Below are 10,542 nucleotides of genomic sequence, written 5' to 3' on the forward strand. Positions count from 1 at the left end.
GGAGGGTCCGGCGTGGACCGGTGGGATGTGCTGGCCGTGGTCGGCATCGTGCTGATCGGCGTCGGGCTGGGGCTGTTCGCGCCGTGGCTCGGGGTGACCGCCGCCGGGGTGCTGCTGCTCGCCGGCGGAATCGGCGGCGGCCTGCTCGCCGAACGCGCCGCACCGAAGGCCTCGAAGGGCGGCGGTAGCTGATGGGGTTCATCCGCTCCGCCGCCCGCGGCCTCGGGCCGCTGTCCGACATCGCGACACCGGAGCAGTGGGTCGTCGACTGGATCAACGGCGGCAGCATCGGCAACAGCTCGGGCATCCACGTCTCGCCCGAAACGGCGCTGATGTACTCGCCCTTCTTCGCGGGCATGCGCGTGATCGCCGAAGACCTCGGCTCGTTGCCGCTGTTCCTGTACGAGCGCCTGGCGCGCGGCAAACGGCGCGCGACCGAGCATCCGCTGTACGCGCTGCTGCACGACCAGCCCAACCCGATGATGACGTCGATGCAGCTGCGCGAGACGCTCCAGAGCCACGCCACATCCTGGGGCGACGGCGTCGCGGCGCTGGTCACCCACCCGCGCACCGGCGTGATCGAGGAGATCTGGCCGCTGCGCCCGGACCGGCTGTGCATCTACACCCGGCCCACCGGCCGCGCCGGCCAGGTGGACAAGTGGTTCGTCTACGACGACCAGGTCAACGGAGTCCTCGCGCGGCTGCACGCCACCGAGGTGCTGCACATCGCCGGCCTCGGGTTCGACGGGGTCCGCGGGTACCCGGTCGTCGACCTCGCGGCCAACGCCATCGGACTGGGCCTGGCGACCGAGCATTACGGCGCCAAGCACTTCAGCAACGGGTCGGCGCCGGGCGGCGCCCTGTCGCACCCGGGGAACCTGTCGCCCGACGCGCGGCGGCGGATGGCGGACGACTGGGAGAACATCCACCGCGGGATCGACCGCGCGCACCGCGTCGCGATCCTGGAGGAGGGCGTGACCTGGCAGCAGGTCGGCATCCCCAACGACAGCGCGCAGTTCCTGGAAACCCGCAAGTTGCAGGTGACCGAGATGGCGCGGTGGCTGCGGCTGCCGCCCCACAAGATCGGCGACCTGGAACGCGCCACGTTCTCCAACATCGAACAGCAGCAACTCGACTACATCACCTCGGCGTTGGGGTCGTGGCTGATGCGGTGGGAACAGGCGATCCTCACCCAACTGCTCCTGCCGGAGGAACGCAGCCGGTACTTCGCCGAGCACCTGGTCGACGCGCTGCTACGCGGCGACACCCTGAGCCGGTACCAGGCCTACGCCGTCGGACGGCAGTGGGGCTGGCTGTCCGCGAACGACATCCGCGAGATGGAGAACCGCAATCCGATCGCGGGCGGCGACACCTACCTGGTGCCGCTCAACATGGTGCCCGCCGGCGGCGGCGCCCCCGAGGAGGACACCCGGACCGCGCGCCGGCACGCGCGGCTGCTGCGCGGCCGCGGCGCCGCGGTCCGCCGCGCGATCGCCGACACGTACGCCCCGAAGATCGCCGACGTCGACGCCGAGGTCGCCGCGCTGGAAGCGGCCGAGGTCAAGGCGCTGGTCGACCAGCACCTCGAACCCGCCCGGGCGGGCCGGTCGGTGCTCGGGTTCCTCGCGGCGCTGCGCGCGCTGTACGCCGAGGGCGGCCCGATCGCCGCGGCGATGTCCGCGCTGTGGCTGCCGTTGTTTACCGAGTTCGCCGCCGACGTCGGAGAGGAGGCGGCCGCCGAAGTCGGCCATGAGGACGACGTCGACCTGTCGGTGTGGGCCGCGGCGTACGTCGCCTCGCACGTGGCCTACCGGGTGTCGTCGAGCTTCGGGCAACTGCGCAAGGCTGCCGAGGCCGCGGACGACGTCGACACCGCGGTCGCCGATGTCCTCGCGCGCCTGGACAAGTGGCAGGCCGAGCGGCCCGAGCAGACCGCGCGGTGGGAGTCCAAGCAGCTCTCGAACGCGGCCGCGCGCGAGGCGTGGAAAGACGCGGGGATCCGAGAGCTGCGGTGGGTCACGCAGGGCTCGAAGGACTGCCCGTACTGCAAGAAGCTCGACGGCCGGACCGTCGGCATTGAGAAGCCGTTCGTCGCCAAGGGCGCGGAGATCGACGGCGACGCCGAGGGCGAGAAGTTGGCCGCGAAACGCAACACCTTTCATCCGCCGTTGCACGTTGGCTGCGACTGCCAGGTCGTGCCCGTTGCTGCCGACTGACGAGCCGACCGAAGACCGCGCGGCGTCCGCGACGCCCCCGCCGCGGCAGCACGGGTCGCCGCGTGACCGGCAGATACGACTCCCCGGGAGGGAACGATGAAAGCCCGGCACTACGTGCGCGGCTACGTCCAGCGCGCCGACGACGGCGACGACGCGGACGGCAAGCCGCTGACGATCGTCGCGGCGACCGAGGGCCGCAAAGGCGACGGCCTGAACCTGACGATGAAGGGCGCCGACCTCGGCCGCTTCCAGTCCAACCCCGTGGTCGGGTACGGGCATTCGTACTGGGGCCGCGACGGCCTGCCGATCGGCCGCGCCGACCAGACGTGGATCGACGGCGAGGCCTTGAAGATGGACATCGTCTTCGACCAGGAGGACGAGTTCGCGCGCAAGGTCGAACGCAAGTACCGCAAGAAGATGATGAACGCCTTCAGCATCGGCTTCGACGTGTGGAACCTCGACGACTCCGGCACTCCCGAGGGCTGGGAACTCTTCGAGGTGTCCGCGGTCCCGCTGCCGATGGACCCCAACGCCGTTGTGGAATCCGGCCGCGCCGTCGACCGGATCGTGTCCCGACTCGACATCAGCGGCGACATCGACCCCGCCCTGCTCGCCGCGGTCCTGCGCCGCAACGCCGCCGGCCTCGACGTCACGGTCGACCGTGCGGGCGCGGTGCTGTCCAAGAAGAACAAGGCCCTCGTCCTCGCCGCCCGGGACGCCCTGACCGAACTCATCGACGCCGCCGGCGGAACCGACGACGACGGCGACCAGGACGACGACCAGGACGACGACGCCCGCGCGCACGACGCGCGGCAGAAGCGCCTCGCCGCCGCGGGCCTGTAGGCCGAAACCCGCACCGCCCCCCCGCATCCACGCTTCCGCCCCCGAGGGCGGCACATCCACACCTGAAGGGGTACCCCGATGCCGATGATCCGCGAGCTGAAGGCCAAGCGCACCAAGCTCGGCGCCGACGCCAAGGCGATCATGGAGGACGCCCAGGCGGCGGGCCGCACCATGAACGCCGAGGAAGCCACCCGGTTCGACGCGCTGATGGACGAACGCGACCAGGTCGACGCGAGCATCGACCGCGCCGAGCGGCTGCTCGACGACGAACGCGAGACCGTCGGCGACGTCGACGACAAGCCGAACAGCGAGCTGAGCCGGGAGATGGCGGCGCTGCGCGCGTACGTCATCGGCGGCCGCGGTTCGCTCACCGCCGAGCAGGTCCGGGCGCTCAACGCCGGGAACGACCCGGAGGGCGGCTACCTGGTACCGCCGGTGCAGTGGATCAACCAGCTGATCCAGGCGGTCGACGACGCGGTGCCGCTGCGCGACCTGGCCACCGTGCACCAGCTGACCGCCGCCGACTCGCTCGGCGTGCCGACGCTGGACACCGACCTGAACGACGCCGAGTGGACGACCGAGATCGCCACCGGGTCGCAGGACGACGCGCTGCGCCTCGGCAAGCGCGAGCTGTCGCCCAACCCGTTCGCGAAGCAGGTCCGCGTCTCGCGCAAGCTCCTGCGCCTGACGAACAACGGCGCCGAGAACCTGGTCCGCGCGCGCCTGGCCTACAAGTTCGCGGTCACCCAGGAGAAGGCGTTCATGACCGGCGACGGCAACAAGAAGCCGCTGGGGCTGTTCGTCGCCTCCGCCGACGGGGTACCGGCCAGCCGCGACGTGGCGACGCTGTCGGCGACGGGGATCACCGGCGACGGACTGATCAACGCGAAGTACACCCTGAAGGACGCCTACCTGCGCAACGCCCGCTGGCTGTTCCACCGCGACGCGCTGAAGATCGTCCGGAAGCTGAAGACCACCACGGACGAGCAGTACGTGTGGCAGCCCGGCCTGGCCGCCGACCGTCCGGACACCATCCTCAACCTGCCGTACGTGTCCAGCGAGTTCGTGCCGAACACGTTCACCGACGGCCTGTACTGCGGCATGGTCGGCGACTTCTCCCACTACTGGATCGCCGAGGCCTTGAGCCTGGAGATCCAGCGGCTGGTCGAGCTGTACGCCACCAGCAACCAGGTCGGCTTCATCGGCCGCCAGGAGGTCGACGGACAGCCCGTCCTGCCCGAGGCCTTCGTCCGCCTCAAGTGCGCCGCGTCCTGACCCCCGGCCCACGCCCGACCTACCGAGAGGAGTCCCGGCGATGAGCCGCGACCTGAAGAACAACATCAGCCCGGTCCCCTCCCTCGCCCCGGCGGCCCGCACCGCGGCCGCGGACGGCGTGGGTGTGGACCTCGCCAACTACTCCAGCGCCGCCGTGGTCATCGAAGCGGGCACCGCCACCGGCACCACGCCCTCGTTCGAGTTCGAGGTGCAGGAGTCCGACACGTTCGGCTCCGGCTACACCGCGGTGGCCGACGCCGACCTCGACGGCGCCGAGCCGACCGTGACCACCGCCAACGACGAAGGCCTCTTCGAGGTTGGGTACCGCGGCCGCAAGCGGTATTTGCGCGTCATCGTCAAGACGCCGACCGGGACCACCCCGAACCTGCCGTGCTCCGCACTGGTCCTGCGCGGCTCCCCGCGCGTGGCCCCGAAGTAGGGGGCGCCGCACATGAGGAACCTGCGCATGCTCACCCTGTACGCCGGTCCGGACCGTGTCGTTCAGGCCGGCGCCGTCGCGGAGTTCGACGACGACGAGGCCGCCGCCCTGATCGCCGGCGGGTTCGCCGTCGCGGTCGACGCCGAGCGTGCGCCGCGGCCGCGGCCGCTGTCGGTCGACGTCGACGACCCCGAGGTAGCGGCCCGCGTCGCCGAGCTGGGGAAGATGACCATCCCGCAGCTCAAGGACTACGCGGACGAGCGCGACATCTCGCTGCCGCCGGACGGGAAGAAGGCGGACCTGGTCGCCGCCCTGCTCGCCGCCGACGCCGAGGCGGCCTCACCGCCGGAGGGGTGACCGGTGACGTACGCCACCACGGCCGAGCTGCGGAACTTCCTGCGGCTCGGCCGTCCCTATGTCGACGACGAAGAGGCCGAGGCCTCGCTGCTGCTCGACCTCGCCGGAGGCGTGATCGAGGACGCCACCGGCCAGTCCCTCGAACTGGCCACCGACACCGTCGTGTTGGACGGGCCGACGCGCAGCGACCGCGAGCGCAACGGCCGCAACGGCTCGCGGCGGCTGCTGCTGCCGCGGTGGCCCGTGGCCGCGGTCGCCTCGGTGACCCTGCTCGACGACGACCAGCTCTTGGAGTTCGGGCGCGACCGGGACTACACGTGGTCGGCGTCGGGGATCCTCACCCGCGTCGGCGCGGACTGGCCGGACGGCGACCAGGTCGTCGAAGCGGTCGTCACCGCCGGGTACACCACCATCCCCAACGGCATCAAGCGGATCGAGCTGCGGCTCGCCGCCGCCGGGTGGGGCAACCCGGAAGGCCTCACCGCGGAAAGCCTCGGCGACCACAGCAAGTCGTACGCCGCGGAGACGCTGGGCATGGAGCTGTCCGACGCCGACAAGAAGACCCTCGGCCTGTACCGGGCGCGCACATGATCGCGCACTGGCTCAACAGGCACCTGGCGGTGTGGCGGCCGACCACGACACCGGACGGCGCCGGCGGGCAGTCCGTCACCTACGTGCGGCAGCCGGACCTGGTGCGCGCGAAGGTCGACCAGCCGACGCCGTCGGAGCGGATGCTCGCGCAGCAGGCCGGGGCCGAACTCACGCACAGCGTGTACGTGATGCCGACCGCGGACGTGCGCCGAGGTGACGAGCTGCGCGACCCGATGCGGCCGCAGGTCTACCGGGTGCTGTCCGTCGTCGAGCCGTCCTCGACCCGGTACCGCAAGGCCGAGTGCCAGCTCATCCAACCCGAAGGGACCTGACTCATGGCTGCTCTGACCCTGACCGCGGCGCCGCTGGACGGGGGGCTGCCGGACCTCGCGGGCGCCGCGGTCGCCGCGGCGGGCGGCGGCGACACCGCGCCCGTCGGCCCCAATCGGTTCCTGTGGGTGCTCAACGGCGGCGGCGCCGAGGTGACCGTCACCGTGGCCACCCCGGGCACCGTGTCCGGCCTCGACATCGAGAACCCAGCCCTGGTCCTGGCCGCGGGCGACCACGGCCTGATCCCGCTGCCGCGGGTCCTCGCGGGCGCGAACGGCCGCGCGGCGATCACCTACTCCGGTGTCACCTCGGTGACCGTCGCCGTGATCGAGCTCGGCACGTGAGCGCCGACGCGCCGCGGTCGCCGCTACCGACGGAACCGCTCGACTGCCGGCAGCGCGCCGAGGCCCTGCTGCAAGAACCGGCGGACACCGGCGCAGCAATCGCGTGGGCGCTGCTCGCCGCCGTCGGCGAACTCCACGCGCTGCGCATCCAGTTGCGAGGGCTGACCAGGAAGTGAGGTAGGCGCATGGCCCGGTCCGGTGTGGTGGTCACAGTCGACGTCCGCGCCCTGCGCAAGCGGCTGGAGGAGCTGCCCGAGGACGTCCTCGAAGCGCTCAAGCGCGCGATCCGCCTGTCGGCCGAGGCGGTCCGGGACGACACCAAGCGGCGCGTCCGCGTCGACTCCGGGGCACTGCGCTCCGGCGTGCGGATCGAGCTGGAGGACGAGGGCTTGACCGCGCGCGTGGGATGGCCCGAGGACGCCCACTACTACGCACGCTTCCAGGAGTTCGGGACGCGCCGCTCTCCCGCGCAACCCGCGCTGGTACCGGCGCTGGAGGCCGAGCGCAGCAAGGTCAGCGAGCGGATCAGCGATGAGGTCCGCGACGCGCTGAGGCGCAGCAGATGACCGCGCGCAGCCCGCTCGCGGCGATTCAGCGCGCCGTGTTCGCGCGGCTGACCGGCGACGCCGAGCTGATGGATGTGGTCACCGGCGTCTACGACTACCTGCCCGAGGACGCGCCGTACCCGTTCCTCAACCTCGGCGAGGCGATCGAGACGCCGGACAACCGGCACGGCGGGTTCGGCCGGCAGACCGTACTGACCCTGCACATCTGGTCGAAGTACCGCGGCTACGCCCAAGCCCGCGACATCAACGACCACCTCATCCGGCTGCTCGACCACCAGCCACTCATCCTCGACGGGTTCGACCACATCGCGACCCGGCACGAGGACACGCAGATGATCACCGACCCCGAGCCGCCCGGCGACCTGCGCCACGGCATCACCCGGGTCCGCGTCGTCACCGAACAACCCTGAAGGAGGCAGACCGATGAGCGGTCTCGACGGATTCGGCACCCAGTTCCTGCGCGGCGACGGTGCGGGCCCGGAGGTCTTCACCGCCCTCGCGAACGTGACCAACGTGTCCGGCCCCGGCCTGTCGAGGGAGACGATCGACGTCACCGCCCACGACAGTCCGGACGGCTGGATGCAGTTCCTCGGTGGGCTCAAGGACCCCGGCGAGGTGACGGTCGACGTCAACTACGACCCGGCCGAACACGACGTGCTCATCGCCGACTTCGGCGATGACGAGCCCAGGAACTACCGCATCGCGTTCCCCGACCCGGGGACCACCACGTGGACGTTCGGCGGGATCATGACCGGCTTCGAGCCGGACGCCCCGTACGACGACAAGCTCACCGCGTCGTTGACCTTCAAGGTCACCGGCCCGCCCACCCTCGCCTGAACCGGAGACCCCACGCATGGCACTGCTCGGCAAAGACCAGATCAACTCCGCCGACGACCGGAAATGGGAAGACGTCCCCGTTCCCGAATGGGGCGGCGAGGTCCGGCTGCTCGGTCTGACCGGAACCGAGCGCGACGCCTACGAGGCCTCGTTCATCCGGCTCGGCCCGAAGGGCAATCCGATCGGCCGGAACCTGAAGGACATCCGCGCCAAGCTGCTCGTGAAGTGCCTCGTGGACGAGGACTTCGAGCGCATCTACACCGACGAGGAAACCAAGGACGTCGGCAACAAGTCCGGCGCCGTCATCGACCGCCTGTACGACAAGGCCAAAGTCCTGTCGGGAATCAGCGAGGACGCGGCGGGGGCGAAGGCGGGAAACTCCGAGCGCGGCCAGAACGAAGGTTCTACTTCCGACTCGCCGCCCACCTCGGACTGACCGTCGCCGAACTGCTCGCCCGCATCAGCTCGGAGGAGCTGACGGAGTGGATCGCGTACGAGCAGATCACCGGCCCGCTCGGTCCCGAACGCGGCGACGTCCTGCACGGCATCCAGACCGCAGCGGTCGTCAACGCACTGCGCGGCAAGAAGGGCCGCAAGGCCCGCGGCCAGGACTTCGTCCCCAAGTGGGACCGCGCGCCGCAGGACTGGGAATCGATGCTCGCCACCGTCAAGACGATGAACAAGGCGCTGGGCGGGGCCGACAAGACCAAGCACACGCACGGCCAGGCCGACGACGCAGGGGGTCGCAGTGGGCACCATCGACGACATCCTGGTCGCCATCGGCGTCAAGACCGATGACCTGACCGAGGGCACCCAGGACGCCGCGAACCAGGCGGAGAGCAGCCTCAAAGGCATTGCCGCGGCGGCCGCGGGCGGCGCGGTCGGCGCGCTGTTCGTGTCCGGCCTGGGCGCCGCCATGGACATCAGCTCGGCCACGAGCCAGCTCGAATACCAACTCGGCCTCACCGCGGAGGAGGCCGAGCGGGTCGGCGGCGTCGCGTCCGACACCTTCGCCGCGGGGTGGGGGGAATCGGCGGCCGAGGTCTCGGAGTCTCTGGGCGCGGTCATCGCGAACTTCGGCCAGCTCGGGGACACCTCCGATGCCGAGCTGGAGCAGATGACCAAGAGCGCGATGGCGCTGTCGAAGGTCTTCAAGTTCGACGTGGCCGAGTCGACGCAGGCGATCGGCGGTCTCCTCAAGGTCGGCCTGGTCTCATCGGCCGAAGAGGGGTTCGACCTAATGACGGCTGCCGCGCAGAAGCTGCCGCCGGCCATGGCCGAGGAACTCCCGGTACTGATGAAGGAGTACACGGAGTTCTTCGCGCAAATGGGGTTCAGCGCCGAGGACGCGTTCGGGATCATGGTCCAGGCCGCGCAACAGCCGACGTTCGAGCTGGACAAACTCGGAGACGCGGTCAAGGAGTTCACGCTGCGGATCGCGGACACCGACGCGGTCAAGGAGCCGCTGGAAGACCTCGGCCTGAAGGTCAGCGACATCCAGAAAATGGTCAACACCGGCCAGGGCACGAAAGCCTTCGACACGATCACGCAGGCGCTCCTCGGGGTCGAGGACGCGACCGAGCGCACCATGATCCAGGCCGCGCTTTTCGGGGGCCCCGGTGAGGACCTCGGTATCTCTCTGCTGACGATCGGCGCCGAGGGTGCGGGCGCGGCGACCGGGATGGACAAGGCGGCGGGCGCCGCGGCGAAGATCACCGAGTCGATGGAGAAGTCCCCCGCCCAGCAGTACGACGCGGCGATGCGGACCATCACCACCACCATCGGCGAGTCCCTGCTGCCGGTCGTCAACAAGCTCAGCGCGTTCATGTCCGAGCACCCCGGCCTGATCAAGGCCGCCATCCCGATCGTCGGCGGGCTGGCCGCGGTGCTCGGCATCACCGCGGCCGCGGTGTGGGCGGTCAACCTCGCGATGTCCGCCTCGCCGATCACGTGGATCATCCTCGGGATCGTCGCGCTGGTCGCCGCCATCGCGCTGATCATCATCAAGTGGGACGAAGTCGCCGCGGCGACGACCCGGGTCTGGAACTGGATCAAGGACACGGTCCTTGCCCCGACGTGGAACTGGATCAAGAACGCTGCCCAGGAGACGTGGTCGGCGATCACCGGCTGGGTGACCACCGCGTGGGACGCGACCGGTGACGCGATCGGCGCCGGAGTCGACTGGATCAAGAAGCGGGTGGACGAACTCGCGGCCATCCCCGGGAAAGTCGGCGGCTGGTTCTCCGGGATCGCCCGCGACGTCGCGTCGTGGCCAGGCAAGATCGCCGAGGGCGCGAAGGGCATGTGGAACGCGATCCCGGACGGATTCCGGTCCGCGGTCAACGGCGTGATCAGCGGCTGGAACAACCTCTCGTTCACGGTCGGCGGCGGAAGTTTCATGGGGGTGAAGGTCCCGTCCTTCACCCTGCACACGCCGGACTTGCCGTACTTGGCGCAGGGCGGCATCATCCCGGCGACTCCCGGCGGGATGCTCGCGGTGGTCGGCGAGGGCAGCCAGTCCGAGGCGGTGATCCCGCTCGACCGCCTCGACTCGATGATGCGGTCCGTCGCCGGGGCAGTCCGCGGCCCGGCCGGCGGCGCCGCGCCCCAGCGGATCGTCCTCGACGTCACCGGCAGCGACGCCGACCTGGTGCGGATGGTCCGCCGTTGGGTCCGCGTCCAGGGCCGCGGCGACGTGCAGACCGCCCTCGGCAGATGACCCCCCGTCCGGAGAGGACACGCGC

Annotated in this window: 16 protein-coding genes; all 16 read left to right on the forward strand. The window is 70.7% G+C overall.

All coding sequences use genetic code 11. From position 1 onward, the window contains the following. The first annotated feature begins 12 nt into the window (after positions 1–12). The 16 genes from ACRX5S_RS07915 (at position 13) to ACRX5S_RS07990 (ending at position 10,517) form a co-directional block, all read left to right on the forward strand. The gene (locus ACRX5S_RS07915; RefSeq protein WP_436772058.1) at positions 13–192 is read left to right on the forward strand and encodes a hypothetical protein; all 180 of its coding nucleotides are present in this window, start codon (positions 13–15) and stop codon (positions 190–192) included. Further along, positions 192–2,216: a phage portal protein gene (locus tag ACRX5S_RS07920; RefSeq protein WP_436772059.1), complete on the forward strand. Its 2,025-nt coding sequence runs from the start codon at positions 192–194 to the stop codon at positions 2,214–2,216. Before ACRX5S_RS07915 ends, ACRX5S_RS07920 begins: the two co-directional genes overlap by 1 nt. A gap of 96 nt (positions 2,217–2,312) precedes the next feature. After that, positions 2,313–3,059, forward strand: coding sequence for a hypothetical protein (locus ACRX5S_RS07925; RefSeq protein ID WP_436772060.1), 747 nt, complete (start codon positions 2,313–2,315; stop codon positions 3,057–3,059). 78 nt (positions 3,060–3,137) lie between these two features. Continuing rightward, the gene (locus ACRX5S_RS07930) at positions 3,138–4,334 is read left to right on the forward strand and encodes a phage major capsid protein (RefSeq protein ID WP_436772061.1); all 1,197 of its coding nucleotides are present in this window, start codon (positions 3,138–3,140) and stop codon (positions 4,332–4,334) included. A 40-nt stretch (positions 4,335–4,374) separates the two neighbouring features. Then, positions 4,375–4,773 (forward strand): hypothetical protein, encoded by a 399-nt coding sequence (locus ACRX5S_RS07935; RefSeq protein WP_436772062.1) that lies wholly within the window; start codon positions 4,375–4,377, stop codon positions 4,771–4,773. Positions 4,774–4,800: 27 nt separating this feature from the next. Continuing rightward, positions 4,801–5,130, forward strand: coding sequence for a Rho termination factor N-terminal domain-containing protein (locus ACRX5S_RS07940; protein ID WP_436772063.1), 330 nt, complete (start codon positions 4,801–4,803; stop codon positions 5,128–5,130). A 3-nt stretch (positions 5,131–5,133) separates the two neighbouring features. Then, the gene (locus ACRX5S_RS07945; protein ID WP_436772064.1) at positions 5,134–5,721 is read left to right on the forward strand and encodes a hypothetical protein; all 588 of its coding nucleotides are present in this window, start codon (positions 5,134–5,136) and stop codon (positions 5,719–5,721) included. Next, positions 5,718–6,053, forward strand: a complete 336-nt coding sequence (locus ACRX5S_RS07950) for a head-tail adaptor protein (RefSeq protein WP_436772065.1) — start codon at positions 5,718–5,720, stop codon at positions 6,051–6,053. Before ACRX5S_RS07945 ends, ACRX5S_RS07950 begins: the two co-directional genes overlap by 4 nt. Before the next feature lie 3 nt (positions 6,054–6,056). Beyond that, positions 6,057–6,395, forward strand: coding sequence for a hypothetical protein (locus tag ACRX5S_RS07955; RefSeq protein WP_436772066.1), 339 nt, complete (start codon positions 6,057–6,059; stop codon positions 6,393–6,395). Continuing rightward, complete coding sequence (locus ACRX5S_RS07960; RefSeq protein WP_436772067.1) at positions 6,392–6,571, forward strand: hypothetical protein; 180 nt, start codon at positions 6,392–6,394, stop codon at positions 6,569–6,571. Before ACRX5S_RS07955 ends, ACRX5S_RS07960 begins: the two co-directional genes overlap by 4 nt. Positions 6,572–6,580: 9 nt before the next feature. Beyond that, positions 6,581–6,961, forward strand: a complete 381-nt coding sequence (locus ACRX5S_RS07965; RefSeq protein ID WP_436772068.1) for an HK97-gp10 family putative phage morphogenesis protein — start codon at positions 6,581–6,583, stop codon at positions 6,959–6,961. Further along, a complete protein-coding gene (locus ACRX5S_RS07970; RefSeq protein ID WP_436772069.1) occupies positions 6,958–7,371 on the forward strand; it encodes a DUF3168 domain-containing protein in 414 nt (137 codons plus the stop codon). Before ACRX5S_RS07965 ends, ACRX5S_RS07970 begins: the two co-directional genes overlap by 4 nt. Before the next feature lie 13 nt (positions 7,372–7,384). Further along, on the forward strand, positions 7,385–7,798 hold the full coding sequence (locus ACRX5S_RS07975; RefSeq protein WP_436772070.1) for a phage tail tube protein: 414 nt from the start codon (positions 7,385–7,387) through the stop codon (positions 7,796–7,798). A 16-nt stretch (positions 7,799–7,814) separates the two neighbouring features. Continuing rightward, positions 7,815–8,234: a hypothetical protein gene (locus ACRX5S_RS07980; RefSeq protein ID WP_436772071.1), complete on the forward strand. Its 420-nt coding sequence runs from the start codon at positions 7,815–7,817 to the stop codon at positions 8,232–8,234. 38 nt (positions 8,235–8,272) lie between these two features. Further along, positions 8,273–8,596 (forward strand): phage tail assembly protein T, encoded by a 324-nt coding sequence (locus ACRX5S_RS07985; protein WP_436772239.1) that lies wholly within the window; start codon positions 8,273–8,275, stop codon positions 8,594–8,596. Further along, complete coding sequence (locus ACRX5S_RS07990; RefSeq protein WP_436772072.1) at positions 8,547–10,517, forward strand: phage tail tape measure protein; 1,971 nt, start codon at positions 8,547–8,549, stop codon at positions 10,515–10,517. Before ACRX5S_RS07985 ends, ACRX5S_RS07990 begins: the two co-directional genes overlap by 50 nt. The last annotated feature ends 25 nt before the right edge of the window (positions 10,518–10,542 follow it).

The organism is Yinghuangia sp. YIM S09857 (genome assembly GCF_051388915.1).
Taxonomy (GTDB): Bacteria; Actinomycetota; Actinomycetes; order Streptomycetales; family Streptomycetaceae; genus Yinghuangia.

Bases quoted from the DNA above. Each gene is read 5' to 3' on its own strand.
- ACRX5S_RS07920 (WP_436772059.1), top strand. From the start codon at position 192: ATGGGGTTCATCCGCTCCGCCGCCCGCGGCCTCGGGCCGCTGTCCGAC.
- ACRX5S_RS07970 (WP_436772069.1), top strand. From the start codon at position 6,958: ATGACCGCGCGCAGCCCGCTCGCGGCGATTCAGCGCGCCGTGTTCGCG.
- ACRX5S_RS07930 (WP_436772061.1), top strand. From the start codon at position 3,138: ATGCCGATGATCCGCGAGCTGAAGGCCAAGCGCACCAAGCTCGGCGCC.
- ACRX5S_RS07955 (WP_436772066.1), top strand. From the start codon at position 6,057: ATGGCTGCTCTGACCCTGACCGCGGCGCCGCTGGACGGGGGGCTGCCG.
- ACRX5S_RS07980 (WP_436772071.1), top strand. From the start codon at position 7,815: ATGGCACTGCTCGGCAAAGACCAGATCAACTCCGCCGACGACCGGAAA.
- ACRX5S_RS07950 (WP_436772065.1), top strand. From the start codon at position 5,718: ATGATCGCGCACTGGCTCAACAGGCACCTGGCGGTGTGGCGGCCGACC.
- ACRX5S_RS07940 (WP_436772063.1), top strand. From the start codon at position 4,801: ATGCTCACCCTGTACGCCGGTCCGGACCGTGTCGTTCAGGCCGGCGCC.
- ACRX5S_RS07935 (WP_436772062.1), top strand. From the start codon at position 4,375: ATGAGCCGCGACCTGAAGAACAACATCAGCCCGGTCCCCTCCCTCGCC.
- ACRX5S_RS07975 (WP_436772070.1), top strand. From the start codon at position 7,385: ATGAGCGGTCTCGACGGATTCGGCACCCAGTTCCTGCGCGGCGACGGT.
- ACRX5S_RS07965 (WP_436772068.1), top strand. From the start codon at position 6,581: ATGGCCCGGTCCGGTGTGGTGGTCACAGTCGACGTCCGCGCCCTGCGC.
- ACRX5S_RS07925 (WP_436772060.1), top strand. From the start codon at position 2,313: ATGAAAGCCCGGCACTACGTGCGCGGCTACGTCCAGCGCGCCGACGAC.